The organism is Paenibacillus sp. NPDC058367 (assembly GCF_042723305.1).
Lineage (GTDB): Bacteria > Bacillota > Bacilli > Paenibacillales > Paenibacillaceae > Paenibacillus_AQ.
Window position 1 is genome coordinate 173,263 of sequence record NZ_JBHXIZ010000008.1, and the last position, 26,327, is coordinate 199,589.

Below are 26,327 nucleotides of genomic sequence, written 5' to 3' on the forward strand. Positions count from 1 at the left end.
CTTAGATTATTGGAAAATGACAGAGCTAGCTTTATTCGTATCAATCACTTTATTACCATTGGTTTGATAATCTTGTACAAACTGTTCTGGTGTCTTTGCTCCCATGTAAAGCGCCTGTAGATCAGGGTACAAAACTTCTCTTAATTGGCTATATCCTGGAACGTTGCCCGTGAAGTTGAACAAATATTTTGAATTGGCATCATAAGCAGCAAAGAGAGGATTCTCTGACTTAAGTTGTTCAGCCACGGAGCTTCTCACAGGAATACCATTCTTAGAGGATTTAACTAATTCAGGATCACTTGAAAAGAACTTCACGAAATCTTTAGCGACTTCAGTCTTTTTCGCATCTTTGGACTTGAATACACTTGCACCCACTACATAAGTAAAGGATAGAGGATCTCCGCTTTCGGACGGAATATTAGCAAGACGCATATCAAACTTTGGAGACGTGCCGGATTCCATATTTGCTTTTGTTCCATTGAACAAGATTGGATTGGTAAAACTGATCGCTAGCTGCTGATTCTGGAACATGGCATTGGCATCATTGGAGGATACAGATTCAGCACCCGGATTTGTATATCCACCGTCATATAATTTTTTCAACCATGTAGCAGCTTTAACTCCATTCGCATCATTCAGAACAATGTTCCCTTGGTCATCGAAGAACTTGTTGCCGAACATTCTTAAGTATGCAAGGTTCCACGTATCTCCTTGGTTATTTACAGCGTATAGTGCCATTGGATAGGCATTAGAATATTTGTCCTTCGGAAGATTATTTTTCAGACCATCCAAGATTTGTTGATATTCTTCCAAGTTCCAAGTCTTAATTTCGGACTCTCCACCGACGAACTTTTCTAAACCAGCCGCTTTAAACATGTCTGCGTTGTAGACCAAAGTGCCTGGATTGTGTTGGAATGGGTAGAAGTACACATCTTTTCCGAACGTTACTGCATCCCAGTAATTTTGTGCGATATCACTTTTCGCGTCCTCATCGATGATGTCAGTCAAAGACTCCAAAGCTCCACGGTGAACATAATCGCCCATTGGGAATACGCTTTCAAAGAAGACATTTGGTGGCGTTCCTCCGCTCAAGTTAACATTGAGGAGTTGGTCGCGCTGATCTCCGGCAATGACTTCGACCTGAATGTCAGCATCATATTTATCATATTGTGCCTTGAATTTCTCAGCAGCAGCCTTAAGGAAGCTATCATAGTCAGCTCCTTGTTCCGTTGCATCCACAACACCCTTCCACTGAGGGGTCAGCCATACTTTAATCGCCACTTTTTCCTTGCCAGATTTAGCCGTATTATCGGATGTATTAGAGCTTGCTGCGTTGTTACCAGAGCATCCTGAAATCAGTGAAATAATTACCATTAATGCAACCATTGACGAGAGTAAACGTTTCTTCTTCATTTTAAATCCTCCCCTATTCTAGTATCCGTTTGACATGATATTTCACTAAATCAGCCATGTTCCGATGTCCTTGTATATCAAGATGCATGTAATCTATTTCATTCATCGATACATATTCTCTGGAATCAATAAAGTGGATATCTGTCCCCGAAAGCAAAGCTGCAAGATGCTGAGAGAGCTCCAAAGATTTCTCGCTACAATTACTTCCCATTGGCTTACCAATAGGAGTATTCAAATACTCTGCCCCAATGGGAGGAGGAGCGATCACAAGCACTTCTGGAGCTTTTCCGGCTGGACCTGCCCCGCTCCCTCTAGCTTTATGAGCGAGTCTAACAATACCTTGCGCGATGTTATAAGAAGTTAGTGCAAATCTTTCTTTCGTATCATTCGTCCCAAGCATGATCACTACCAAATCAAGTGGTGCATGTGACATGAGGCATGGATAGAGATAAGCTATTCCGGCTAACCCTTCAAATAGCGGATCGTCACTAACACTGGTTCTACCAGGAAGCCCTTCCTCTATGACCCGGTAAGTGTTGTACAGTTCTGATTGTAGAAGTCCGGTCCAACGTATTTCATCATTAAACCTTTGGTCCGTCTTTGCGTCGTAGCCCCAAGTATTGGAATCACCAAAGCATACGATGGTTCTCTTCATTGCATTAACCACAATATTTTTCTATCGCTTGATCAATCAATTTCATAATATCTGCGATTGGACCAGCATCTTCAGCGGCTACCCCTTCAAGCGGTGCTCTTACACTACCAATGTTTACGCCTCTTAATCTCAGAACCTCTTTAATTTCCGCATACATAGAACCCTTGAGGGAACAAAGCGCGATGATGATATCGTTGATCTCACTTTGAAGTTGTCCTGCTTCCTCAAACTTGCCGGCAAGTACAAATGTATTAGCTTGCAAGAACAGCTCCGGCATAACTGCATAAGTACCACCAATGCCAGCATCGGCTCCCATGATTCTTCCCGCAACATACTGTTCATCCGGTCCATTAAAGACCACTACATCTTTTCCACCCACTCTTTTGAAGCGTTCAATATCCATAGGTGGCATAGAAGAATTCTTAACGCCGATAACTTTTTTATTAGTAAGCAGTTTCTCGAATAAAGCTGGAGTTAGTGTATATCCCGTAGTCTGAGGAATGTTGTAGATAATGAACGGTAGAGGAGTTGCCTCCATAATATCGCTCCAGTATTTAGTTACTGCACTATCAGGTAATTTGAAATATATAGGTGGGATTGCGGATAGTGCATCATATCCTAAGCTCGCCGCATGTTTTGCTAATTCGATACTATCTCTAGTAGAAGGGGCTCCTACATGAGCAATCAGTGTCATTTTACCTTTCAGGTTACTAGCTACATAGCTAAGTACCGCTTTGCGTTCGTCCAGACTCTGGTAGATACATTCTCCAGAACTGCCTCCCACATAAACACCTTGAACTCCTTTTTCAAATAAGTAATCACATAAGTCATGTGTCCGGGATTCGGAAATATTTCCTTGATCGTCATAGCAAGCATAGAAGGCAGGTATAATTCCGTGGAACTTGTTGAGTGTCATTGATAATCCCCCTTAAGATGTGAACGGTTTCTTTTCTACATATTCAAGATATCACTTAAATTTGGTTCTGTAAATTATTTTCTCTATTTTTTTTAAAATAAAATTTATTTCCACCAGAATAACAATCATACTAAAAAAATATTTTCATTTAAGTGAACGCCCATAAAATAAGACCTTATTTTCCAATTAAAAATAGAATATCGGACGATATATGCAGCTCTAGTTATGATCAGAGTAACACTATCTACGACCTTAAAGTCATTTGCCAGATTGGTAATTACTAGAAATACTTTGCGGCTCTCAAGGGTAATAGATTATCATTTTAAATCTAATAAGAGTGTCTCCTACAAGGAGACACTCTTCTCCATAGGAAGCACAAACCCTAATTAACACACAATGTTCACCTAAAAACTGTGTTTTTCACGTGGACACAGCTTTAAAAAACTAATTTCTATGATATAATGAAAGCGTAACCAGAACAATACAAAATATATTGTTTCTTCGCCAAAGGAGGCTGGAGGAAATGCTAGCAGGTCTTAAAGAACTTAAAAATTGGGTAACGGAAAATTGGAATCCAACGATGAATTCAGGTAATGAGGATTATCAAAAAATGGAATATTCTGTGCAACGCCACTTGCACACTCCAAGATCCCCAAAACCACTCACCTATGAAGAAGAAGCTCGTATCAAGACTGTTAAATTCCATTAATCTCACCACCTTTAGATACAGATTGACCCTATAATAGAATCTTGTCCTAAGGCCGCAGATCCGGAAGTCATTCCAGTAGAGCGGTCTTTTATTATGCCTTGAGATTATGTAACGAAAAACCTTTTCCATATTGACTCGATTTCTTGAATCAAATACATACTAAAAAAACCTCCCTCTCCATGACGGCATCCCATCACTTCGAAAGAGGCTTCATAGTATCATTTGATCTTATACAGACATTTCTCCTTTCTTCTGCAAGTCCGAAAGCTTGACCGCCTGACCTGCGTTCAATCTCGAATGTTCCGACGCGAATGCGATCAAATGACTCTGCAGGGATGCCGTCGCCGAGGTCAAACCTTGCGATGGATTGCTGTCGAATTGACGCACATTCCGCAGGAATGAGCTTACCATACGGTCATCGCCGCCTCCATGGCCATCGCCTTCCACATTGCAGCCAATCTCAACCTTCTCGCCCGATACATAGCGGTACAGCGTGAAAGATCCTTTGTCCATATCCCCGATGATCTCGCCTTGTGTTCCCATAATTTGAACCCGGCGCGTGCCGCTCTGTGTCAGCCCTGACATGATGAACGATGCATTCGCTCCGTTCTCGAACTCCATGTTGACTACCTGGTGATCCACGACATTATTATCGCAGCGATACACGCAGCGACCCCACGGTCCTTCCTTCAGCGCCTTCAAGATCCCCTCTTGCGACAAATCATTCGTCATATAGCGTGCCCAAGGGTGTTCCGGGGGCTGAATATATATTTTCATCGCCGAGAAGGCGCATTCCTTCTCAACCTCACAGCCGTTGATACAGCGATCCGCAGAGCCTTCCGGAGCGTTCTCCGCCCTGAAATGCAGTAATGATCCGTACGAGCTCACGCTTGTACACGGTTGATTCATAAGCCATGAGATGAGATCCAGATCATGGCATGATTTGGCCAGGATCATGGGACTAGTCTCCTCCGAATTGCGCCAATTCCCGCGGACATAACTGTGTGTCATATGCATGTAGCCCACATTTTCGGTTAATTGAATCGTACCTATCGTTCCGAGTTCACCGTCTTCGATGCATTTTTTGATCCCAGACCAGAACGGGGAATATCGCAGGACATGGGTTACGACGAGCAATCGCTTATACCGAAGCGAAGCTTGCTCCAATTCGATGCATTCTTCCATGGAAGGAGACATCGGCTTCTCTAACATGACATGATAGCCTAGCTCCATCGCTTTCATCGCTGGTATATAATGCATCCGATCGAGCGTAGCAATTATCATCACGTCCGCAATTTGACCCTGATCGAATACTTTCTCCCAAGAATCGTAGACATGTTCTGGGGCAATTCTATGAATCTCTGCAAATCGATTTCTACGTTCATCATCCGGCTCAGCTACGGCAACAATCTTTAATTCATTCGGGAACTTCTCCGCGTAGGGCCCATAAATATATCTTCCTCGACTGCCAGCGCCAAGTAATACAGCTGTTAATGTTCTCAAGACTACTCCTCCTCTTGCGCACCTAGTGTACTTCCATTGTAAGGTGGTAGGAACGGAGGCAAAAGAGATCGTTACTGACATTTCATATACATTTATTGACCTTGATTCTGTATATGAGTCCTTGCCATACGGAAATCTTGCGGAGTTGTTTCATTCTGCTTCTTGAAGAAGCGAATAAATGCAAGTGCTGAGTTGTACCCCAGGGCAGCAGCAATTTCATTCACTTTCATCGATGTGTTGAGCAGCATATCTTTGGCGATCAGGTTACGATAGTCGTTCACATATTTAGATAAACCCATTCCAGTGATTTGCTTATAAAGTCGGGACAAATACGATGGATTCAAGCTCACGTAATCGGCCAGCGCATTTAAGGAAATATCAGTGGAAATATGTTCTTCAATATATCGATGCACCTTATTCACGACCTCTGTCGGCAATTGCGTACCCCGCAGCGCATTCCATTCGAAGAAGCAATCCGCCATTTGCGAGAAGTATTGAATCAGCTCCGACCATGATGCGGAATCTCCATAGCGATATAACTTATCCAGATCCATCAGCGTATTGATGTAATCCCGAATTTCCCGATTCTTATGGATATAGAACAGAAAAATAGCTGAAAGCGAATGATACAGTTCGATCTTCCGCTCATTCGGCGACTCCTCATCATTCCAAATGGACGTTAGTTCGGCATACAGCTTGTTGAATTGCTCCCGATGATTATTCTCGAGACAAGACATCAGCAATTGAACACGGGCGTGATAGAAGGCATCGTGGTAGTTCCCACTCAGATCACCGTTCACTTCTCTTTGAATGTCTTTATCGGTCAATATGACCTCATTAAATAATCCATGTCCTTGTACCAGGCCGTATTTGATCGAGTGAAACCGATCAGATATGTTATCCCATGTCGTTGCTTCACTTCCAAGAAGGAAAGAAACCGATAAACTCAGCAATCTCTTGCAATTTCCCTGCACAGTCTCCAGAATTCCGCTCGTATACCGATGAGCTCTGATCCAATCCTGATCCCCATATTCGATAGACGATCCATCCGGGATTTTCGGTTGAATCATCCAGACGATTTTGGATAACTCGAATACAACGGAATAGCATCTGACCTGCGTGGACAAATACTCATCGCAAATGTTCTGTACGGCGTAAGTCAATAACGCTTTATCCGGCGTCGTGAACATTTCTTTCCATGCGTCTACCCTGCCTATGAGCAAGTAAACCGGCAATGTCGCATCAAGCCGGATATCGATTTCTTTGAACGCCTGCTTTAATTGGCTATCCGATACATGCTTGCCTTGAAAGAGCTCCCACACATACTCTTTTTGCAGGGAGGGCAATGCCAGTCTCATTTTGGATTGCGCTCTAGCGATCATCTGTTCTTGGTTATTTTCTTCTTCAATTTTCTCAATCGCCCGTTCTACGGACTGAATAATTTTCTCATCACTTTCGACCTTCAGAATATAATCGAACCCACCGTACGTAATTGCGCTCTTAGCATAATGAAAATCATTGTATCCTGTTAAGAAAATAACTTTGCAGGCCGGCCACTGGGATTTGATTTCCCGAAGCAGCTCAATCCCTTCCAGTCCAGGCATCTTAATGTCGGAAATCACGATATCAATACGATGATGAGACAGTACCTCCAGTGCTTCTTCACCTGAATATGCCTTCATAACCTCGAGTTGTAAATGATCGGTCTCATTGAATAGCTCCAGAAGACCATCGACAATAATGGGAAGGTCATCGACGATTAGCAGTCGGTACATGCTGATTCCTCCTCTAGTTCGCGCTTAGATTGATTCTTACTTGAAGTCCACCAAGAGCAGAACGTGACACTGTAATGCCATATTCCTCACCGTACCGCAGCTGTATTCTGCGATGCACATTTATGATTCCGGTTGTTTCCTCCATCCGAGTGGTGGATTGACGCAGTCGCTTCTGAAGCTGTTCGATCTCCGCATCGGAAATGCTTCGGCCATTATCTTCGACATAGATGGAGAATACATCACCCACCCGCTCACAATGAACCCATAGCTCACCCTGCTGAATCATATTGCCCAAGGCATGCTTATAAGCATTTTCGATGATCGGCTGCAGAATCAGCCTCGGCACGAAGAGATCGGGAACATCACCTTCGAACTTGACTTGAATACGGTCTCCGTAACATATGGTTTGCATATCTACATACGTGCGAGAATGATTGACCTCCAGCCCCAGCGGAATATCATCCTCGTCATCACGAGTAATGAACTGAAAATATTGTCCGATGTACAGGCAGAATTGATAAGCCTTTTCCTTCTGATTCTCGGATTTAATTAACCGGCACAATACAAAAAAACAATTATATAAAAAATGAGGATTAATTTGCGATTGCAATCGTTTCAGTTCGGAACGCTGGTTCCTGATTTGCTGCTCGTAATTTTCCTCGATTAGTGTTTTCAAGGATCGGATCGTATTATTAAAAGCTTGGTACAAATACCCGAACTCATCGGCTCCACGATCGATCACGATCGGTTCCAGCCTATTCTGCTGAACGCGCCGAAAGGAATGCACAAGTTTCATTAATGGCCGATAGATAAATCGTAATAGAAAGTATGAGAAGAAAACGACAATACCCACAGCTAGCGCGCAAGCCCACCAGAACAATGTTCGATAGATCTCAAGAGAACCCAAAATCGTCTCTTCGGGAATGCACATAATCGAATAGGAATTCCAGAGACTGGAGTATTTATATACCGTAAGAAACCGCTTACCATTATACATAATCGTTTCGTATCCTTCGTCTTTTTGCAATTCCCGCTTATCCGCAGCGAAGGATTTCATTTGTTCCAGCAGTTCCGGATCCATGTCACTCTCGATCTCCCAACCACGTTCCAGATTGAGCAATACGCTCTGTCCACCACGCGAGCTGCCGATTTGAGATAACGTTTCTCTGATTTTGATAGTCGATAATTCAACCGCTACGATATAAATCGGATTTTTAACGGTATTAATGGGGTATTGCATGGAAATAAATAATCGATCGTTCCAGTAAATGAAAGGTTCTTCGTATAATCTCTTGTTTTGCTGCATAGAAGCATATTCCTGCTTATTCATCGAAGTTTCAAATTTATTGCTAAGAATCGTTCGGTCGATAAGAGGGATATACGCCCTTGCTTCTTGAATAAATGGACTTGAGTTCTTCATCAATTCAAGCCGTCTTTGGATATCTAATATTTTTTGCGCACGATCGTAATAACTCATGTAATTGCCTGTAGTTGCAATTTCCATCAAGTCTTTGTCCATCACATAGTTCGGCAAATAACGGCTGATCCGGTCTGCTTCCTTGTCGAGTGAATCCAGATAGAAGCGAGTCGTATTTAGAATAGACTCGGAAATTTCACTCCGAATATTGTCCGAACCCTTCTCATTAATCAACCAGGTAATCGCCATGAGCGGAAACAAGGCTGCCAGAAAGGCAGCCATTATTTTCTGGAATATAGAGGAATCTTTAATCAAGAATCGGATTTTCATCGTTTGTTCTCCTGCAATGCAATGTCATAGTTTGAGTGCCCTATTTTATTCTTTGACACTCCCCATCACAATTCCTTTAATGAAGAACCGCTGCAAGAACGGATACACGATAAGAATCGGAAATGCTGCTACGAATATTTGAGCTGCCCTGCTCGTACGATCGGACAATTTGATCATTAATTCTGCCCTCTCAGGTTTAATAAAGCGGAAATCCATTTTGATAATGATCGTCTGCAGGAAGGTCTGCAGCGGATAATTCTCGGGATGATTCATGTAAATCATACCATCAAACCAGCTATTCCAATGCCCCACCATAGTGAAAAGACCTGTCGTTGCCAATGCCGGCAACGATAGCGGCACATATATTTTCCATAAGGTAGTAAATTGACCCGCCCCATCGAGCAGCGAAGATTCCTCAAGTTCTTTGGGCAGACTGCGGTAGAAATTCAGCAGCAGAATAACGTTGAACACCGTGACCGCTCCCGGCAGCACCAAAGCCCAGATTGTATCGAGCATCCCAAGGTTCTTCACGGTTAAATAGTTTGGAATAAGCCCGCCACTGAATAAAATCGTGAATACGAAAAACCATGAATAGAAGGTCCGCAGCCGAAATTGGCGAGAATCTTTGGATAATGGATAGGCCGTGATAATCGTCAGGAACATGCTGATTGTCGTTCCCATAAGGACCCGCTGAATCGATACCCAGAATGCGCGTAAATATTCAGGTTTTCCAAATACGTTAGCATAAGCAGCCGTTGTGAATTCAACAGGCCACAGGATGACTTTTCCGGCGGATGCTGCCTGCCCGGAGCTGAACGAGAGCGCCAAAATATGAATAATAGGCATGAGGCATAACAAAGATACGGATGCCAGAAAAATAAAATTACATATCAAAAACAATTTTCTTCCGAATGATCTGTTAGTACGCACGATGTGTCTCCCTTCTGAATTACCGCCGATTGCATTAGAAAATGCGGTAATTCGCTACACGATAGGCTAAGATATAGGACATAGATACGAATATGAAAGAGATGACGGATTTCAGCAGTCCTACGGCCGTAGCGAAACCGAACTGTGCTTGCTCAATCCCCATACGATATACGAAGGTATCGATAATATCCGCGCTTTCATAGACCGGAGGACTATATAGGTTGAAGATTTGATCAAATCCGGCATTCAGTACATTCCCGATACTAAGCGTAAACATGAGAACGATAATAGGAAGCATCCCCGGCAGCGTCACATGTAACGTCTGCTTAAAGCGTCCTGCGCCGTCGATCTCCGCTGCCTCGTACAGTGACGGATTAATACTGGTAAGCGCAGCCAGATAGACAATCGTACCAAATCCGAACTCTTTCCATACATCCGATATGACCATGACATAAGGGAACCATTTGTTGTCACCCAGGAAAAAAACAGGGTCTATACCAAACAAGCCAAGCACTTGATTGAGAATACCGGAAGATGGAGACAATACATCGATTAGAATACCGCTTAACAAGACCCATGATAGAAAATGCGGCAAGTACACGAGCGTCTGGAAGGTCCGTTTGACCCATTCTTTCCGCAGCTCATTCAGAAGTATCGCTATGGTAACCGGAACGATCATACCTGCTACAATTTTCATCACCGCAATGTATACTGTATTGAAGAATATCCGGCCGATATCGGGGTAATCCATCAATAACTGAAGGTTTTTAAGACCAATAAATGGTGAGCCGAACAACCCTTTATTCGGTACGTATTTCTGAAAGGCCATCATAATGCCGGCCATCGGGATATAACTGAAGATGAGGACCAATACGATCCCAGGAACCAACATCAAGTGAAGCGGCCACTCCCTCTTCCACATACGCGTTAATACATTCATGCCATCCACCTCGCTATAGGACTAAAAATGAAGAACTAGGTTAAAGAAAAGAGAGGTCGTTTGTGTCCAACCCCTCGATTCTCCTGCTATCATTGTTTGTGAGTCGCGTACCATTCATTGACTTCTTTGGTCATTTCGTCGCCGCCAAGCTTTTTCCACTCTTCCACGAATTTATCGAATTCATCCACGGATACTTGATTCATCATAATCTTGAAGTATACTTCATCCCGCTTCTTCTTCAGGATTTCTTGTCTATCTGCCATGGTTGGAGTCGGTGCGCCGTAGAATTTGTTTTGTAGGTACTGTTTATTGTTCTGAATTTCAGGAATAAGTGAATATGCACCTTTTGGACCTGAGATCAGATATTCCCACCACATGTTGATATCGGTACCGTCAACATACTTCATGGCACGCTCGTAACGAGTTTTTTGATCTTTCGTCTCCAAAATGCTCTCGTCTTTGTTCTCGATCGCTTTTGGCAATATTTCACCGTTATTATCCTTTTGTTTACCAACACGAAGCGGGCTTAGAAGCCAGTAGTTGTTGCCTTTCTCCTTCAGGTCTTTACCATACTCATACACTTTCTGTTCTGGCGTCGGATGATTATCCACGACAATCCAATGGTTCAGCAATTTAATAACGCCTTCCGGATGCTTCGCTTGCTTGGAGATAACATAATATTCGTCAACACCCAAACCTATCTGCGATAGTGCAGGTTCGCTATCCACCGATGGAATCGGGAATACGCCCCACTCTTGTACGACTTTACCATCCTTTACTGCGCCTTTAGCGAGCTGAGCCGGTACCCAAGACTGGCCGTATACGATACCTGCGTTGTTGTTATAGAGGAGCTCTGCTGCTTTCTCCACATCTTTAACGACGAACTCAGGATCAATTAATCCTTTCTTGAACATTTCCTGCAGCGCCTTAAGTGCGTCTTTCACTTGAGGCTGAATGTCACTGTTGACCAAATTGCCATTTCCGTCTTCCATCCAAAGATTTTCATAAGCATGGTAACTATTCAAGAATGCTATTAGTCCTGTAACAGCTGTGGACTGGTTGTTAAATGGATCTTTGCTAATTACAATTCCATACGGTTTCCCAGTGCCGCCTGGATCTTTTGTTTTGAACGCTTCGGCGATCGTCAAGAGATCCGCCATCGTCTTCGGTTCCGGCAGGTTCAATTTCTTCAGCCAGTCCGTGCGTACATAGAGGAACTGATACTGGTACGGATTATAAGAACTTGGAATCCCCATGAGTTTACCGTCGAAAGTGGCGGTCTTCAGTTGCATTCCGCCATCCATCGACAAGAATTTCTTAGTCTCATCCGTCGCATTCTTGTCATATACGTCCGTGATATCCATAATCATATCCGCTTCGGTCAGCTCTTTCAGCTGTGTAGCATTAACCTTCATGAAGTCCGGAAGATCATTGGAGGCGATGGACATCTTCACTTTTTCCTTGAATTGAACGTCATCGGCGGACACCCATTTATTCGTGAGCTTCACGCCGATATCTTTCTCATACGCATCATAGACCGAGTTCTTCTCAAAGCTTTCGCCCTCATCGAATTTGAGATACTGATCGCTTGCCGAAACTGTTGAAACTTCAATCACTTCATTTTTTTGTTCCACAGGTGTCTCAGGCTGCTTCTCAGGCTGCTTCTCCCCTTCATTTGTGGTTTTGCCGCATGCCGTGATAGTTAAACTTAGGATCAATGCGACGATCAGAAGTATTCTACTTTTTTTCTTCATATTACCCCTCCACATTGTCTCAAAATAGGTCGTGCATCTACTTCATGCTGCTTCTCTTCCTAGTTCTAGTATAGGAAAGGAAAGGACCCCCATCTATATACTAGTCTTTACTTTCGTATACACCTCTTGACTACCGTCAGGCTTGTCCCTAGAACGCACAAGAGAGAGGGAGTCTCCCTAGGTTAGGTTGACTCCCCCTTCGTTGAAACGTTACCGTGTATTAACTCGAATATTCAGCTCCCCACGATATTTGACAAGAGATAACGCGCCGCTTCTTGCTTCATTTCCATTTCTTCATTTTTCGATAAACCTAAGCGCACGTTCAGATTGATATTCAGCTAGACCTTTTGCGAATTTTTGATCGGGAAATCCTCTGTGCTGTAGCTTTAAACCCGCTGAAGTTAATGATATATGGTGATGCAATTGATAAAATAACAGCCTATCCGGATCAAGCTTATCGTTCTTAAGATACCGATAGAAATCTCCAAATCGCATCTCCAAAAAACTATGCTCATGCTCAATATCAAAGAACGCTGCTCCTTCGATATCGATCAGAAAGGGCTCCAGCTTATCATTAACCAATACATGGTCAGGACCCAGTTCCCCATGAATAAATCCATACTGCTTTCTAGGCTTAATTCTTGATTCAAGCTCATACAACTTATCGAGCAGTTTACTTTGATTAGACCCAATCTTCTCCATATGCTGAGAGGCGTAAGCTAGCTGTACTTTCGCATTTTCCATTTGTAATGAATGACATTGTTCTGTACTGATCTCGTTAGCATTGGCTTTCCCAAAAATCTGCCTTTCGGTGGTATGCATAGTAGTAAGCATATCCCCCAACTGCTGAAACACTTTATCTTGAACAGCTAATTCGGAATGTTGGAAAAAGGTTTCTGCCTTACGTCCATCTATATATTCAACAAGCGCATAATCAAATGGGTAACGGTCTCTTTCCTTATTCAGATCATAAAGTGCTGGGGTCTGAATTCCATGCTGTGTTAAATACTTGTTGTTTAATTCAAACAAATCACTTCCATAGGACTGTTCATTTATATCTTCATTCGCTTTTTCTTCTTCAAAATAATTCATGGAAAGATCCCACACATACAAAACGCAGGAAAATCCATTACTGCACTCAATCTTGTAGACCACCTTTTGTGCGCCACCATGCATTCGTGAAACACGAGCAACTAAATAACTGGTGCCAAAAATCCGTCCAATATAATCCTGTAAGTCTGCCTGATCGATATGATAGGTTACGTCCATTAACAACACTCCATTTATTAAGTTTTGCCGGCTTCACAATAGTAAATAAAATCCAGCCCAAAGTATAGACTTTTTCTTTCTGATCAATTATGATGTTGAATAAGGTCTTGAAAAAAATAAGCATACAAAAAGCCTTTGGATTTTATTCCAAAAGGCTTTTTTTTGATGAAACTTCTAGCGAAACCGCATATCCTGTGGTTAAACTTGATGTTTAGTATCCATGTCCTTTTTATACATTTTTTCAGCTTCAATAGGGCTCTCTTTTGCCGTCATATGGCTTGGAATGACCCGATAAACTTGAACCGGACCGCCGAATACAGCTGATCTATACTTCTCCACATGCTGCTTGAACAGGGGGCGATTATAGTAACCTGGTACATACTTATTCATCATTTCCTGAAGTACATGAGTGGCTTCATCCAAATCCGTGATCGGTTCTGCTTGTCCGAATATCATTACGCTCATATAAGCTGTATCCGTTTTCGCAGGTACCGGATCCGTAATGGTTCCGTATTCCTCACATACTGTAAAACACACCTCTGAATTATCACTCATCACCTGATTACGCCTTCCGTCTCCAGCCCCGTGAAAATAGAGTTTCCCTTCTGTCCATACATAATTAAGTGGCACAACATAGGGGAGATTGCCATCAGCCAACCCAAGATAACCCAATCTCGCTTGCTGAAGGAACCCTTCAATCTTCTCTTGATCCAGGCATTCCCTGCTCTTGTAACGAACCGAATTCATATCGATATCTCTCCTTTAACTCTAACGTGCGGCAACGACCAAATTGCGAATACCAGCGTTGTTACGGTAGTATATCAATGTATGGATTGCATTAAAATATCCAAAAATCACCGTTTAGAGCAATCCATAATTAATATTATTATGATTGGGCTTCTATTTGGAGGTGTATACGATGATGAAAGTAATTCGTAATGATAAGAGACCGATCTGGCAGCAATTGCTTGATCAAGCAATTCATAATATTACTAGCGGAGTCTGGGCGCCAGGAGAATTACTAATACCTACCCGCGAACTTGCTCACATCGTAGGTGTCTCACGCTCAACTATACAGATCGTCTATGAGGAATTGTTAAGTCGAGGTTATACAGTTACCTCTCGCCGAGGAGGAACGCGAGTTAGTAGATGGAAGCAATTCAATGTGTCAACGAAGGAAATAGAAACAGAGGGTCCCACACCTCCTTCACTCTCCTTGTTAGACTCAGCTGTTGATCATTTACATGACTGGTTCAGAGGTAAAGAACAGCTAGAAGTGGATATTGATTTCAGTCCTCATGAACCCTATTTGGATGAACAATTTCAAAAAAGCTGGCGGCAATCGCTGCTCCACGCATCTGCTGAAATGGATTTATCAAGCTGGGCTTACGGTAATTGCTACGGTTACACACCATTACGTGAGCAAATACAGCGTTATTTATCCCTTGAACGGGGCATACATATCCAAACCAATCAGATTCTGTTGACCTCAGGAGCTCAACATAGTATCGACTTAATCGCACAGTCGCTTTTAGCTGATGGGGACACAGTTTCAGTAGAAGATCCAGGTTTCCCAGCTGCTTGGATGGCGATGAAATACCGACGAATGAATGTGGTACCTGTTCCCGTTGATGAGTATGGTCTAGTGGTGGAGCATATTCACCCTCAATCCAAACTGATCTTTGCCACCCCTTCTCACCAGTGCGCAGTAGGGGTCGTTATGTCGGAGCCTCGTCGGCAACAATTGCTACATAAAGCGGTTCAAGAACGGTTTTGGATCATTGAAGACGATTATGATAGTGAATTCCGGTATCGTGGGGAGCCGCTGCCAACGTTATTTAGTCAGGCATCCAATAATACTTTGTATCTCATGAGTTTCTCTAAAATGATTGCTCCTGGAATTCGTATTTCGGCTATTATAGGTTCAGTCGAGGCAATTGCTCAACTAGCGAAGGTACAGGAGCTGACTTACCGTCATCTTCCGATTATGGATCAGCTAACACTAACCCATTTCATTAAAAATGGTCATTTTATGCGGCATATGAGAAGAGTCAGAAATGTATATCGAAGAAGACACGAAGTCATGACAAAAGCTATTATGGCTAGTGGTTTAGGGGAGCGTTTTACACTCAGTGGAGTAGAAACAGGATTGCATATGTTACTTGAGGCTGAGGAATCATACGACGAAGAAACTGTGACAAATTTAGCCCTACAACATGGAATACGCGTTTACCCTCTTGGACCCTATTGTCTGGATAGCAAAAGAAAGGGATGGGTATTGGGGTTTGCAAAAGTAGATGAAGCATCAATTGAGCAGGGGATACATCGCCTTGCGGAGATAATTCTGTAAAATCATTTCCGCAGGATTAGATAAATTAAAAGAAAGTATGGACTTTAAATTACTTGGTCCGATGGTTACAGTTACCGTGAATCCCTTGGTTACGCCCTCATTTTAAGATACTTGGCTTATGCAGATAGCAAATAAATAAAGCCTCTATCCCGCCACTCGGAATAGAGGCTTGTATTATTCTTACTCCTTTAATACTCTCCTTTGATTACAAAATACGAGCCACGGATTGTACCGGCTAGTTTAGACTTTTGCCTAGCAAATTTAAACTTCTCTTCTAACTCCTTTGGTATCTCCATCCCCTCAGAAAGCTTAAAACCAACGGCTCGCTTCTTAGGATCATCAACCGTATACATGACATTAACCTCAAGTCCGTCTTCATAAAAGACATAAGTGAATTTAATATTTTCCACTTGAAAACGCGATGTTTCTAAAGGTTTTGCCGCAAACTCAATATTACGTTCTTCTTTTAAAATTCGGCTCACATAATCAAGGTTTTCCTGGCTTTCGCTAGCTGGGACAACTGTAAACTCATGCTTGTACTTGTTCATAAAATAACGAGCTTCATTGGCACGTAAACCAGCAAGCGCTTCTGCTACGGGTGAAGACTCTACTCCGACCGTAGACACATTTTTAAAATCAACGATATACGTCATTTCCATCTCTCCTTTTCTCTCATTATTCCCTATCAATAGAATACAATAACTAAAATTTTAACTATATTATATCAAAAATAATCCACTTCACATGTTCAAATCTATGCCCGTAACTTTCTAAAAAAGAGCACCTGCTGCAAGGCGGCCAAGACTTATAGCCTTCATCCTTGCAGCAGATGCTGACGGTCAGCTAAAAACCGTATCATCTATATATTGGTGCCAACGAAAACTAACCTTGAAACGGATTCCTACCTGATGCATTCTCTCAACCTTCTGCGTGATCCAGCCCTTGAATACTATTGTGATCAATCGAGCTCCGCGCGGGAAAAAAGATCCCGGATCAACGTCTCATTTTCACAGGCCTGCTTCAACCGCACCGCGAACTGCTTAATAGCTTCGCTATTCTCCGAATAAGCACAGAACATATCCGCTTCCGGGTCAAAATGAATCGTATCTACCCATTCAGGCGTATATTCGTTCACAAACACAGCCGCCAAAGAAGCCCAATCGTACCCGTTGCCTTCAAATCCTTCGTCTGCCCGGGCCTCGAACACTTCCGATCGGTAGCTACCCACATTTAGAATGACAGACATGCCTCCACCTTGCTGATCCACGAGTATAAAAGGGGCAACGTCCTCTTCTGCGGATTCTGCTTCCAGCCGTGCAATGACCTCAGAGCGGGCTTGATCCGTGAAGCAAAGCACCCCGTTTTTCTGAACAATCAGCCCTTCCCGTATTCGCCCATCCAGCCAGTCGCTGATCCAGCCCGGAGCATACCCGCCTTGACCGAACTCGCCGCCAAAAGCGATCATTTCCTCATATACATCCAGATATTGTTGACGGCTCGTATTTGGATAAGAGCTTGTGTACAGCCAGAACTGCACATCGTACATCAGAGTAGAAAGCTCATCCGCATGAAAGGAAAAGTGTCCCTTCTCTTCTACGATTCGGGTACAGACTCTACGGATCTTCTGCTCAAGCTGATCTACCTCAGACACATGGCTGCACAGCTTCGCAAGTAAAGGCGAGAATTGGCCTACGGCTACTTTGCGCAAATCCTCCTCTTTATCTTCTTCAGAGGTGTCGTAGTCCTCATCACTCACCAGACCGCGTATAAACGTCTCGAAGTCTTGGGCCAAGAACGTAATCTCATAATTATCTTCCTGATCCACATGAATTACCTCAGGTTCGCCGTCCCTCCCGCAGTTCCGGTAATCCAGCATCACGACATCATGGCCTGCCGAAGGGCAGTCACAAATTACTACGCCGATGTCAGGATACCCCCACTCCTCAATCATGAACGGGCTGCCGAGATCGCCACAGAGTGAATAGCTTTTCTCGCGTCCGATGCCCATAATGCCCGTAATCGCAATATGATCCTCAGCCCATGAGGTCGCGTCCTCCGTCGGAAAACAAGTATTATAAGGAACTCCCCCATTGTGCTGCTTCATCAGACTGATATAAGAGGCAGGAAGCTTGTAACCCAGTTCTTCTTCTACAGAAGCAATCAGCTCATCCGTAGGCGGGGCAGAAACATATTCTTTTAGCGCATAATCGCTATCTTTCCAAAATTCGGAGAGGTCCATCCCTTCAAAAGGAGTTGCAGTCGTCCCCGAATCATTATGTTGCTCTCTGATTGCCTGTCTGGCTGCGGCGTGTTGTTCTTTGCGTAGCTTGCGCTGGCTGAATTTCAGAAACATGGCCGTATTCTCATCATTCGGATCGAGGTCATGGGCAATACTCAGCACTCTCACTGCTTCCTCATATCGATTCAAATAGTAGTAGGAATATCCCACACGAAAATGCCACAGATAGTCATTCTGCCCTTGTTCCACAATCATCGCGAAGTGTTCAAGGGCTTCTTCATAACGTCCCAAATTGTTATACGCTCTTGCCAGACTGCTGACTACCTCGTAATCTCTGTCCGCTGGAGGAATCTCCATCAGAGTGTCTACAATCTTCTGGTGTTCATCATCTTCATGCCACTGTGTCAGCTGCGCGGTTAGTTCTTTGTCCATGGTCTACCTCCCAAACGTATAATCAAGTTACTAGAATATAGAGAAATATGGTTTTCCCTATTCTACCAGATGGGATGTAGATATTAAAAATCGAAATAGGTCAGCTAAATGTAGTCATGACCCCGGCAGGAAACGGTAACTATACCTACCCTGTAAATAACCTGCAACACGGGGATACCATCGAGTACTCCTTTACCTATAATCCGGGGCTAGGGGCCGTCGATTCCCCGACCTTAACGTATATCCATGGGGTAACCCAAGGAACACCGGAGTAAAGTGGATAAACCCTAGACAAAATGCATGAACACGAATAGGCGAGGAGGAAGTGCTGGTGCTTCCCTCTCGCCTGTTTTGTTGTTTCAGCCATGCTGGTCTCTTCGGTAGAAGATCAGTTGCCATGCGTGACCTCCTTGACGACAAAGCTCACCTCTTAGAACGTCATCAAGCCTAACTATTTACGCCAGCCTCTATCTTCCGATCAATAAATTGCTTGAATCTTGTAAAATACTGCTCTGATGCCTCCCAGCGCCTAAGGTCCAAAAAAGACATGTCCTGCTTGCCATATTGATTGGGCGGCTGATAATGCCGGGAAACATAAGTTCCATGATCCATTGTATAAAAATAATACGCTTCATCTGGAGTCTTGATTTCAATCCGAGCATGCAGGTAGTCTCCGTCCTCGTCCGTATGCGCTTTACGGAAGCTGTAATATTTTGAGCCGTCCCAGAACCCGTCATCCTCCTCTTCTTCCGAATATAATTCCTGAATTACAGCGTGTTGCAAAATGTCTTGCACATATTGGACCTCAATGTTTCGTAAATAAAGCTCAGCCATATTAATACAGGTCAGCAACATAGTCCAGCAATCGCTAATCTCCGCTAGCTGTTCCTGAGACTCTTCTGTAATGTGCTTCCACTCAGACCCCTCATCTATAGTTCTCCTCAACAAACCGATGGAATGATCATGCTCCAGCCAAATATAATAGTGATGCCGGTTATCTTTCATATAAACGCTGAGATCCCGCTCATCCCCGTCTGCATCAATATGCTCCAGCTGAACTTTGAAAAATACGCCTTGCTCCTGAAAATTAAAAGAAGGTTTGTCATCCGTCATTAAAATACACTGAGTCAATTTCAATATATTTTCCTCATTGATCGTGTTATGGGTAAAATATAAATGAACAGGCTTCTTTCTCGTGAGGGGTTCACTTACTTTTTTCAATGCGGAACGCCCTTCTACAATAACATTCACCAGCGTGCAAAAGGAAAATTCCATGTCCTCCTCATCCATATCCAGAAAAACTTCATCAATCAACACCTCATGAATGTCCACCGGAAGCTCCTGAAATACGCCGTCTCCCTCCCATACATTTACTAAGCATGCAATAGATTTCTGCCCGTCTACTTTAATGCTGTACTCGTCATCCTGAACTAAAACCGCAGCGCTAAGATCACCTATAACAATTGTTTCCCCGTGATTGTAGGTGCCGCACAATATTTCCTCAACCAACAGATTGCCCGAAACATAGATTTCCTGACCGCCTACAGCTATATTTTTCGCATTCAAATTACCGGTTACCATAAGCCCTATGGCACCATCTGTTTCTTTATTATAGAGATTGTCTACAGTAAAATTTCCATCGATAAAAATGATGATAACCTCTTTTTGTTGCGGGAAAGCCTGCTCCCAATCCAGATTAAGAGAAGGCAGCGTCAAATCCCCTTCATAATAAGCGGCTAGCTGCTCGTCACTGAAATCCTGGTAAAACTTCGCCCACCAAGATCCTTCCGGAAATTTATCTGCTAGTTGACTAATAGGAATGAATCGGAAAAGATTACTCATACATTATTTTCCTTTCATTTTAAAATTTCCATTATTCTCTCATATGTAAAAATAAGGGTCAATCTCAACTTTACAAACCATCCCCCACAACAAAAAAAAGCCATCCTTCTATGGGATGGCCTGACAAATCAGAAGTGCAATAGTAATCACCGTTTATTATTTTTTCAAAACCGGTATCCAAATCTCACTTCTGAAGGTCGGTGAAGATATATCCTTACTCTCATTCCATAAAATCTCCGGGCCTCTTGCCAACTCATAGTTAGCGGTAGGGAACCATTCAGAATAGATGCGTCCCCAGACATTTTGCAATGTATCGGGAAATGGTCCAACGGCTTCGAATACAGCCCATGTTGCTGCAGGAACATCTAGTTTCGTTAAATTTTCGGGGCATTCCTTGGTTGTAGCAACGCCAACATAATGGTCAAGTTCTCCCTTTTCTTCCATTCTCTCTTCAGAAAAATTCATCGATGCTTGAATCAGTCCCTGAGGTTCGACATTCGAGAGCTTTTTGAGCTGGTCAATGTCATCGCTAGTTAAGCTTTTCCACATAGATGCGATTTCCGGATTTACGCCATTAAATTGGATAGGTACCCTTCTCGTAATCCCTACGATACAGAATGACTCTTTTTCAATGATACGATAGTTCATTGCACTTCCCCCTTGAATCGTTAATTGAAAGGTCAAGCGCGGATAGGCTTTTAATGAGGGGCCATGCAACTTTACCGAAGAGGGCGGAATACCGTGTAAGCCTTGGAAAGCTCTAGAAAATGCGTCTGCTGAGCTATATCCGTATTTCACCGCCACATCCATAACTCTTAATTCTCCAGCTTGAAGCTCAAATGCCGCAGATGTCAGGCGTCTCCGACGGATGTATTCTGATAGCGTGATGCCTGCAAGGAATGAGAACATTCTAGAAAAATGATATTCGGAACAACAAGCCAACCTAGCCGCTTCCTTCAGGTCTATATCATCAGCAAGATTCTCTTCAATGTATTGTAGAGCCCCGTTCAGATTTGCAAGCAAATCCATTCGAATGACCTCCCTTCACTAACAATATAGCAAGTGTCGTCGGCATACATCCGACATCTCATGCACAGTTTTGCTGGGTACCTACGAGAAACTTGCCGCTCCTTATGATACGGTTCACCGCCTATTCAAAAAAGAGGTGCGAAAAGCCGGTTCATCACCGGATGCTTTTCGCACCTTCGCTCTCTTGCCTAAATTAACACGTCGAAGTGGCCCTCCGAGTTCACCGTCGCCGTCCGGGGATCGGTCAGACCGATGCCCTTGAGGCCTCCCTTCCACTCAATCCGCGAGAGGGGGAGGTGATCTTGAAGCGGAGAAGCCGGTACAAAATTTACGGCGGCGCTACTCCCGCTTTTCTGTACGAGTTGGGACTCCAGCAGCCGGATTTGCCGCTGCAGCTGCTCCCGGCGATAAGGAGTCTGCATCTCACTTCCTTGTGCCGCATTCACTTTATCCAGTTCCATCATCAGCCGGTTCCGCTGTTTCTCCAGGGAACTGACATCACTCTGTGTACCGCCGTAGGCCGCAATGGTCTGTACGGAGCTGATGCCTGATACTGTCTGTGCCGCCATGATCTTTCCCTCCGTTTCCATGGCTACAATCCAAATTCAGCCAAATTTGAAAGTTCTAATCATCTTTATTACCCGGCAGGCCCCGTCATGACAACATCACAGCCTCAATATGAGAATAATCGTCGTATAGTCTCAGTCGGCCGCTTGTTTCGACCCTACCAAAGACCCATCGAAGGCTGGCTAAAGTCCCTTCAGAGCTCCCTTACTCGTCCTTCAACCGCCGCTGATACAAAATGACAGACACTAATGTTAGCACAACCGTCCATGCCAAATTAATGAGGAGAGGTTTCAATACATCGCCCGTCGTATAACCTGTATTGCTTAGACCCAGCAGATGCACAAGCTGACTGCTTGGCATGTAATCCAGCACTTTGAAGACCGGATAATCCTTCGCTAGAACTTCTCCCCACGGTGCCCCCATAAATATGAACGCCACAGGGAGTATAGATAATGAGGCTTCAAGCAACGTCTTGGAGAATAAACCGCAGATCGTCCCGGCTGCAGTGTACAGAATAATCGAAAGAATGATTACTGCCACAAACGCCCATATATTAGCTGGCTCATAGCCAAATAATAATGTAGAAATAGCGAGAACAACAGCAGACATGACAAAGACCAAACTGCTTTTGCCGATTAGTACATCCATGGTCGTAGCCGGTGTCATCATTAATGACCGTAAAGTGTTACGCTCCTTCTCTTCCGCAATCAAGCAGGCTTGTGCGAAACATGTTAGCAATACAAACGAACTATTAAAAAGAAAACCGCTGGCTCCAGGTAAAGACGCACCTGCCCTCTTGAAAATCAGAGCGATAATAATAGGAAAAATCAGCATAATGGACAGCGCGTAGTTACGTGAAAACTCTTTGTAATCCTTCACAAATATCGCCTGGACACGTTTTAATGAGATACTCATAGTAACTCACTTCCTGTCATTTTAATAAAAATATCACCTAGGCTTGGCTCTTTCGTTTCTAACCGGTCAATTAACCCTCGTCTCATCCAATCCGCGATTTGATCAGCCATTCCCTCATCGATCGGGAGCTCGTAAGCTTCCCCATTGATTAATTCAACACAAACTACGTTCTCCCGGTGCTGTCGTTTAAGATCCTTCGGTGAACCGATGGTTTGGATTTGCCCCTGATACAGAATCGCTACGCGGTTGCATATCAATTCTGCCTCAGCCATGTCATGCGTAGTTAAAAAAATCGTTGTCCCTTTGTCATTTAAGTAGCGTAAGCCTTTATAAATATGTGCTGAGTTTACCGGATCTAAAGCCGAAGTAGGTTCATCTAGAAATAATAATTCGGGCTCATGAATAATCGCGCAGGCCAACATGACACGCTGACGCATCCCTTTCGATAAGAGATTGACTTTCTTTTTGCGCTCTCTGCTTAAGTTTACAAACTGCAGCACCTTATCGACCGCAGATCTGGGAAGATCATATAACTTACGATACAGCTCCAAATTTTCCTCAATCGATAATCTTTCATATAGACCACTGTTATCCGTCAAAATGCCGAAGCGCATCTTCTGTGCAGACTGCTGCATCATCTCCGCTGGCTGGTTAAATACACTTGCCTGTCCACTTGTCGGATTTAACTGCGCAGTTAAAATCTTGATTAATGTCGTTTTTCCTGAACCGCTCGGACCGAGGAAGCCAAAAATTTCCCCTTTCGGAATTGAAAAAGACACATCTGCCAACGCATCTTTATTTCCAAATCTCTTACGGACACGTTCTACTTGGATAACATCCATTAACACCACTTCCTTAGCGTTGATGCCTTAAGCATATAAAGATTGCATGCTTCCAGCCATCAAAACCCGCCGAAATGTAGCTATTATCGCCTGAATAGTACCACAAAGTGCTTGATTGGTTCGACATTACCCAGGAAATTAAATGTTCAGAAGTGCTTTTAATTCAGACAATTTTGAACGGGATAACGGAACCACAGCATCTTTACCTGTATTTAACCGCAAGCTGTAGCTATTCTTCGTCCATGTAATAATCTCTCTTACTTTTTGCAGATTAACGATGTAGGACCGATGACATCTAAAAAAACCGAAATTTAACAATCTTTGCTCGAGTTCGGTCAACGTCAAAGCACAGTCATAATTTTCCCCATCCACATGAACAAGGATCGAACCCTCTACACTTTCTATAAAATCGATTTCAGGCGGATTAAATAAAATTACTTTGTCATTTCTTTTGGTTGAGATCTTCTGCAAGGTTATATTGGTCTCGTCTTGTTTCTGTAATTCCTGCTTATCCTCTTCGAAGTCCCGAATATCCAATGGATGAAATCCGGACTCGTTCAACCGATAAATGGTATCACAGGAAATAAGGGCATCCTCTAAATTCGAAGTTAAAATCAATATCTGCTTTTCTTGCGAAAGATCATCCAGAATCCGTTTGAATTGACGACGATCCTGCTCTTCCAAGTAAAAATAAGGTTCCTCCAGTACAAGCGTAGGCTGATGCGCAAAAAAAACACGTAGCAAGGTCACATACATCCTTTTCGATGAGCTTAGATCCTTGATCCTCACCTTCCGTTCTTCTTTTAGAACAAAATAATCCATTAACAAAGCGGCACGCTCATTCCTCTCCGTTACTTGGATAAGAAAAGTAATTAGCTCTTCCACCGTTAAACGCATATACTCGCTTTGCCCAGCCCGAAATAAATAATATTGAGAATGGTCCACTAATTGATTCATTAAAAGCTGCTTTCGCTTCAAGTCCGTTATAATAGCAACCGATTGGTTCAATGTCATATTTAATTCAATCTTCGGTAGAAATAATTCCCCGTCATAATACATTGGTTGAAATTGCATTCCGTCCTCCTGATCAGCGACACTACTTGGATATATAAAACAATTATAAAGTCAGGATACTTTTTTGTCAGTTTCTAACTAAAAACACAACGGCATGTCCTATCTAAACCTTCGTCCAGCCGTTCATGTTCATTCGATTCCTTTCACTTAACAAGTATAAGCGAGGAAAATAGGGGTCACTTTAAGACTATCTGTTATGCAAGAAGGGGCTCAGCATATGACATATGGAGAAATTCTATTTCGTACGGGAACGTCTTTCGTTGCTCTACTCGTTTTGACACGTCTTCTCGGTAAAAAACAAGTCGGACATCTAACGTTTTTCAATTATGTAACAGGGATCACCTTCGGCTCCACCACTGCGGAAATTATCGTCAACAGACAAATCACGCTGCTGCAAGGAATATCTAGCTTGGTCTTATGGTCACTCTTGGCGTTCAGCGTTGCATTGATCGGACTGCGCTCTGTCAAAGCACGTGAGATTCTCGACGGCCAACCTACGATTCTCGTCAAACAAGGCAAGATTCTGGAAGAGGCATTAGCTAAGCAGCACCTCAACATCGACGATTTAAGCATGTTGCTTCGGAATAAGGATGTCTTCTCACCCGAAGAAGTCGAATTTGCAATTCTGGAACCTGACGGTAAACTTAGCGTGTTGATAAAAGAAGAACTGCTGCCTGCAACAAAAAAAGATATAAAAGTAAATGTTGCACCTATTCACAATATCCCAACTGAGCTTATCGTTGATGGTAAAATCGTAGAAAAGAATCTTAATAAAATAGATGTCTCCGTTGTCTGGCTCAACCAACAATTAAAGAAAGCCAACATTCATTCTTTAGATCAAGTATTTTACGCAGAGCTCCAATTGGACGGGAGTCTGTATATCGACAAATACCAGGATATGAATCCATAAAAGACCCCCAAAGAGAACAGCCCCCAGACTGTTCTCTTTCGCTGTCTGCCTTAGAAGCAGGTGAACGAGCGAATCCGATTCAGATCAATACCGAAGTACCCCCAGAAGAGACCGAACCATCTGAACCCTGCAACAGAATTACGCCCGACGAATACCGGGAAGAACCAGAATTGCTCGCCGTTGTTCAGCCAAATGTATGTGTTGCGGAACAGACAGCCTCTGATCGCACCGGGGTCGATGGCAAATGCGGTGGCCGACATTTGCGGTACGAATTGCGGTGGAGGTGCCGTCGGCGCTTGAACGCCTCCCGGTGCAGCTCCTGGAGGTCCCGGAGTCCCAGGAAATCCACCTGGTCCACCCGGTCCACCCGGTCCTCCTGGTCCTCCTGGTCCTCCTGGTCCACCCGGAAACCCTGGGAATTGGCCGCTTCCCGGCGTTGGAAAAAATCCCATATGTGATCACTCCTTTCAATGAGTAGGCACAATCATCATATGCATTCGCGGAAAGAGTGTTTGG

The 26,327-nt window shown here is 43.5% G+C and carries 24 protein-coding genes and 1 pseudogene; 4 read left to right on the forward strand and 21 right to left on the reverse strand.

Going from position 1 to position 26,327, the window contains the following annotated elements:
* Nucleotides 1–6: 6 nt before the first annotated feature.
* From ACFWMP_RS28770 to ACFWMP_RS28780, 3 genes are read right to left on the reverse strand one after another with little or no spacing between them, the layout of a single operon-like run.
* On the reverse strand, nt 7–1,413 hold the full coding sequence (locus ACFWMP_RS28770; RefSeq protein WP_339243362.1) for an ABC transporter substrate-binding protein: 1,407 nt from the start codon (nt 1,411–1,413) through the stop codon (nt 7–9).
* Nucleotides 1,414–1,426: 13 nt separating this feature from the next.
* Nucleotides 1,427–2,068, reverse strand: a complete 642-nt coding sequence (locus ACFWMP_RS28775) for an SGNH/GDSL hydrolase family protein (RefSeq protein ID WP_042191378.1) — start codon at nt 2,066–2,068, stop codon at nt 1,427–1,429.
* Nucleotides 2,069–2,072: 4 nt separating this feature from the next.
* Nucleotides 2,073–2,984, reverse strand: a complete 912-nt coding sequence (locus ACFWMP_RS28780; protein ID WP_379425687.1) for a dihydrodipicolinate synthase family protein — start codon at nt 2,982–2,984, stop codon at nt 2,073–2,075.
* A gap of 523 nt (nt 2,985–3,507) precedes the next feature.
* Between ACFWMP_RS28780 and ACFWMP_RS28785 the strand changes: the two genes are divergently transcribed.
* The gene (locus ACFWMP_RS28785; RefSeq protein ID WP_042130754.1) at nt 3,508–3,693 is read left to right on the forward strand and encodes a hypothetical protein; all 186 of its coding nucleotides are present in this window, start codon (nt 3,508–3,510) and stop codon (nt 3,691–3,693) included.
* 228 nt (nt 3,694–3,921) lie between these two features.
* Here the strand turns inward: ACFWMP_RS28785 and ACFWMP_RS28790 are convergent, their stop codons facing one another.
* The 8 genes from ACFWMP_RS28790 to ACFWMP_RS28825 form a co-directional block, all read right to left on the reverse strand.
* Complete coding sequence (locus ACFWMP_RS28790; protein WP_341051955.1) at nt 3,922–5,196, reverse strand: Gfo/Idh/MocA family protein; 1,275 nt, start codon at nt 5,194–5,196, stop codon at nt 3,922–3,924.
* 92 nt (nt 5,197–5,288) lie between these two features.
* Nucleotides 5,289–6,971: a response regulator gene (locus tag ACFWMP_RS28795; RefSeq protein ID WP_339243363.1), complete on the reverse strand. Its 1,683-nt coding sequence runs from the start codon at nt 6,969–6,971 to the stop codon at nt 5,289–5,291.
* Nucleotides 6,972–6,984: 13 nt separating this feature from the next.
* The gene (locus ACFWMP_RS28800) at nt 6,985–8,718 is read right to left on the reverse strand and encodes a sensor histidine kinase (RefSeq protein WP_076286024.1); all 1,734 of its coding nucleotides are present in this window, start codon (nt 8,716–8,718) and stop codon (nt 6,985–6,987) included.
* Nucleotides 8,719–8,763: 45 nt separating this feature from the next.
* Nucleotides 8,764–9,648 carry a carbohydrate ABC transporter permease gene (locus ACFWMP_RS28805; protein WP_042191389.1) on the reverse strand — a complete coding sequence of 295 codons (885 nt, stop codon included), beginning with the start codon at nt 9,646–9,648 and terminating at the stop codon, nt 8,764–8,766.
* 34 nt (nt 9,649–9,682) lie between these two features.
* Complete coding sequence (locus ACFWMP_RS28810) at nt 9,683–10,588, reverse strand: ABC transporter permease (RefSeq protein ID WP_042191391.1); 906 nt, start codon at nt 10,586–10,588, stop codon at nt 9,683–9,685.
* Nucleotides 10,589–10,677: 89 nt separating this feature from the next.
* The gene (locus ACFWMP_RS28815) at nt 10,678–12,342 is read right to left on the reverse strand and encodes an extracellular solute-binding protein (RefSeq protein WP_379425691.1); all 1,665 of its coding nucleotides are present in this window, start codon (nt 12,340–12,342) and stop codon (nt 10,678–10,680) included.
* A 294-nt stretch (nt 12,343–12,636) separates the two neighbouring features.
* Nucleotides 12,637–13,566 carry a phosphotransferase gene (locus ACFWMP_RS28820; protein ID WP_379425726.1) on the reverse strand — a complete coding sequence of 310 codons (930 nt, stop codon included), beginning with the start codon at nt 13,564–13,566 and terminating at the stop codon, nt 12,637–12,639.
* A 243-nt stretch (nt 13,567–13,809) separates the two neighbouring features.
* Complete coding sequence (locus tag ACFWMP_RS28825; RefSeq protein ID WP_379425693.1) at nt 13,810–14,358, reverse strand: pyridoxamine 5'-phosphate oxidase family protein; 549 nt, start codon at nt 14,356–14,358, stop codon at nt 13,810–13,812.
* Nucleotides 14,359–14,530: 172 nt separating this feature from the next.
* Here ACFWMP_RS28825 and pdxR point away from each other — a divergent pair, with 172 nt between their 5' ends.
* Nucleotides 14,531–15,961: a MocR-like pyridoxine biosynthesis transcription factor PdxR gene (gene pdxR, locus ACFWMP_RS28830; RefSeq protein WP_379425695.1), complete on the forward strand. Its 1,431-nt coding sequence runs from the start codon at nt 14,531–14,533 to the stop codon at nt 15,959–15,961.
* A 188-nt stretch (nt 15,962–16,149) separates the two neighbouring features.
* Here pdxR and ACFWMP_RS28835 read toward each other — a convergent pair whose 3' ends face one another.
* The 3 genes and pseudogenes from ACFWMP_RS28835 to ACFWMP_RS28845 all read right to left on the reverse strand — a co-directional run.
* Nucleotides 16,150–16,614 (reverse strand): hypothetical protein, encoded by a 465-nt coding sequence (locus ACFWMP_RS28835; RefSeq protein WP_042191399.1) that lies wholly within the window; start codon nt 16,612–16,614, stop codon nt 16,150–16,152.
* Between the two features lie 305 nt (nt 16,615–16,919).
* Nucleotides 16,920–17,228 carry an immunity 51 family protein gene (locus ACFWMP_RS28840; RefSeq protein ID WP_379425728.1) on the reverse strand — a complete coding sequence of 103 codons (309 nt, stop codon included), beginning with the start codon at nt 17,226–17,228 and terminating at the stop codon, nt 16,920–16,922.
* A 42-nt stretch (nt 17,229–17,270) separates the two neighbouring features.
* Nucleotides 17,271–18,632, reverse strand: a pseudogene (locus ACFWMP_RS28845) (SMI1/KNR4 family protein); the annotation flags it as partial.
* A gap of 95 nt (nt 18,633–18,727) precedes the next feature.
* On the opposite strand from ACFWMP_RS28845, the gene ACFWMP_RS28850 reads away from it, so the two are divergent.
* Nucleotides 18,728–18,907: a hypothetical protein gene (locus tag ACFWMP_RS28850; protein WP_379425730.1), complete on the forward strand. Its 180-nt coding sequence runs from the start codon at nt 18,728–18,730 to the stop codon at nt 18,905–18,907.
* 172 nt (nt 18,908–19,079) lie between these two features.
* Here the strand turns inward: ACFWMP_RS28850 and ACFWMP_RS28855 are convergent, their stop codons facing one another.
* From ACFWMP_RS28855 to ACFWMP_RS28880, 6 genes are all read right to left on the reverse strand, one after another.
* A complete protein-coding gene (locus ACFWMP_RS28855; protein ID WP_379425697.1) occupies nt 19,080–20,474 on the reverse strand; it encodes a hypothetical protein in 1,395 nt (464 codons plus the stop codon).
* A 156-nt stretch (nt 20,475–20,630) separates the two neighbouring features.
* Nucleotides 20,631–21,503 (reverse strand): AraC family transcriptional regulator, encoded by an 873-nt coding sequence (locus tag ACFWMP_RS28860; protein ID WP_076286013.1) that lies wholly within the window; start codon nt 21,501–21,503, stop codon nt 20,631–20,633.
* A gap of 188 nt (nt 21,504–21,691) precedes the next feature.
* Nucleotides 21,692–22,072, reverse strand: coding sequence for a FlxA-like family protein (locus ACFWMP_RS28865; RefSeq protein ID WP_042191407.1), 381 nt, complete (start codon nt 22,070–22,072; stop codon nt 21,692–21,694).
* A gap of 202 nt (nt 22,073–22,274) precedes the next feature.
* Complete coding sequence (locus ACFWMP_RS28870; RefSeq protein ID WP_379425700.1) at nt 22,275–22,985, reverse strand: ABC transporter permease; 711 nt, start codon at nt 22,983–22,985, stop codon at nt 22,275–22,277.
* On the reverse strand, nt 22,982–23,827 hold the full coding sequence (locus ACFWMP_RS28875; protein WP_379425702.1) for an ABC transporter ATP-binding protein: 846 nt from the start codon (nt 23,825–23,827) through the stop codon (nt 22,982–22,984). Before ACFWMP_RS28875 ends, ACFWMP_RS28870 begins: the two co-directional genes overlap by 4 nt.
* A 138-nt stretch (nt 23,828–23,965) precedes the next feature.
* Entirely contained in the window at nt 23,966–24,901 is a 936-nt protein-coding gene (locus ACFWMP_RS28880) for a LytTR family transcriptional regulator DNA-binding domain-containing protein (RefSeq protein WP_379425704.1), read from the reverse strand.
* Between the two features lie 217 nt (nt 24,902–25,118).
* Between ACFWMP_RS28880 and ACFWMP_RS28885 the strand changes: the two genes are divergently transcribed.
* Nucleotides 25,119–25,811 carry a YetF domain-containing protein gene (locus tag ACFWMP_RS28885; RefSeq protein ID WP_339243374.1) on the forward strand — a complete coding sequence of 231 codons (693 nt, stop codon included), beginning with the start codon at nt 25,119–25,121 and terminating at the stop codon, nt 25,809–25,811.
* A gap of 50 nt (nt 25,812–25,861) precedes the next feature.
* On the opposite strand, the gene ACFWMP_RS28890 is transcribed toward ACFWMP_RS28885, so the two are convergent.
* Nucleotides 25,862–26,263, reverse strand: a complete 402-nt coding sequence (locus tag ACFWMP_RS28890) for a collagen-like protein (RefSeq protein WP_339243375.1) — start codon at nt 26,261–26,263, stop codon at nt 25,862–25,864.
* Between the last annotated feature and the right edge of the window lie 64 nt (nt 26,264–26,327).

Bases quoted from the DNA above. Each gene is read 5' to 3' on its own strand.
- ACFWMP_RS28770 (WP_339243362.1), bottom strand. From the start codon at position 1,413: ATGAAGAAGAAACGTTTACTCTCGTCAATGGTTGCATTAATGGTAATT.
- ACFWMP_RS28775 (WP_042191378.1), bottom strand. From the start codon at position 2,068: ATGAAGAGAACCATCGTATGCTTTGGTGATTCCAATACTTGGGGCTAC.
- ACFWMP_RS28780 (WP_379425687.1), bottom strand. From the start codon at position 2,984: ATGACACTCAACAAGTTCCACGGAATTATACCTGCCTTCTATGCTTGC.
- ACFWMP_RS28785 (WP_042130754.1), top strand. From the start codon at position 3,508: ATGCTAGCAGGTCTTAAAGAACTTAAAAATTGGGTAACGGAAAATTGG.
- ACFWMP_RS28795 (WP_339243363.1), bottom strand. From the start codon at position 6,971: ATGTACCGACTGCTAATCGTCGATGACCTTCCCATTATTGTCGATGGT.
- ACFWMP_RS28800 (WP_076286024.1), bottom strand. From the start codon at position 8,718: ATGAAAATCCGATTCTTGATTAAAGATTCCTCTATATTCCAGAAAATA.
- ACFWMP_RS28810 (WP_042191391.1), bottom strand. From the start codon at position 10,588: ATGAATGTATTAACGCGTATGTGGAAGAGGGAGTGGCCGCTTCACTTG.
- ACFWMP_RS28815 (WP_379425691.1), bottom strand. From the start codon at position 12,342: ATGAAGAAAAAAAGTAGAATACTTCTGATCGTCGCATTGATCCTAAGT.
- ACFWMP_RS28825 (WP_379425693.1), bottom strand. From the start codon at position 14,358: ATGAATTCGGTTCGTTACAAGAGCAGGGAATGCCTGGATCAAGAGAAG.
- pdxR (WP_379425695.1), top strand. From the start codon at position 14,531: ATGATGAAAGTAATTCGTAATGATAAGAGACCGATCTGGCAGCAATTG.
- ACFWMP_RS28835 (WP_042191399.1), bottom strand. From the start codon at position 16,614: ATGACGTATATCGTTGATTTTAAAAATGTGTCTACGGTCGGAGTAGAG.
- ACFWMP_RS28855 (WP_379425697.1), bottom strand. From the start codon at position 20,474: ATGAGTAATCTTTTCCGATTCATTCCTATTAGTCAACTAGCAGATAAA.
- ACFWMP_RS28860 (WP_076286013.1), bottom strand. From the start codon at position 21,503: ATGGATTTGCTTGCAAATCTGAACGGGGCTCTACAATACATTGAAGAG.
- ACFWMP_RS28865 (WP_042191407.1), bottom strand. From the start codon at position 22,072: ATGGCGGCACAGACAGTATCAGGCATCAGCTCCGTACAGACCATTGCG.
- ACFWMP_RS28870 (WP_379425700.1), bottom strand. From the start codon at position 22,985: ATGAGTATCTCATTAAAACGTGTCCAGGCGATATTTGTGAAGGATTAC.
- ACFWMP_RS28875 (WP_379425702.1), bottom strand. From the start codon at position 23,827: ATGGATGTTATCCAAGTAGAACGTGTCCGTAAGAGATTTGGAAATAAA.
- ACFWMP_RS28880 (WP_379425704.1), bottom strand. From the start codon at position 24,901: ATGCAATTTCAACCAATGTATTATGACGGGGAATTATTTCTACCGAAG.
- ACFWMP_RS28885 (WP_339243374.1), top strand. From the start codon at position 25,119: ATGACATATGGAGAAATTCTATTTCGTACGGGAACGTCTTTCGTTGCT.
- ACFWMP_RS28890 (WP_339243375.1), bottom strand. From the start codon at position 26,263: ATGGGATTTTTTCCAACGCCGGGAAGCGGCCAATTCCCAGGGTTTCCG.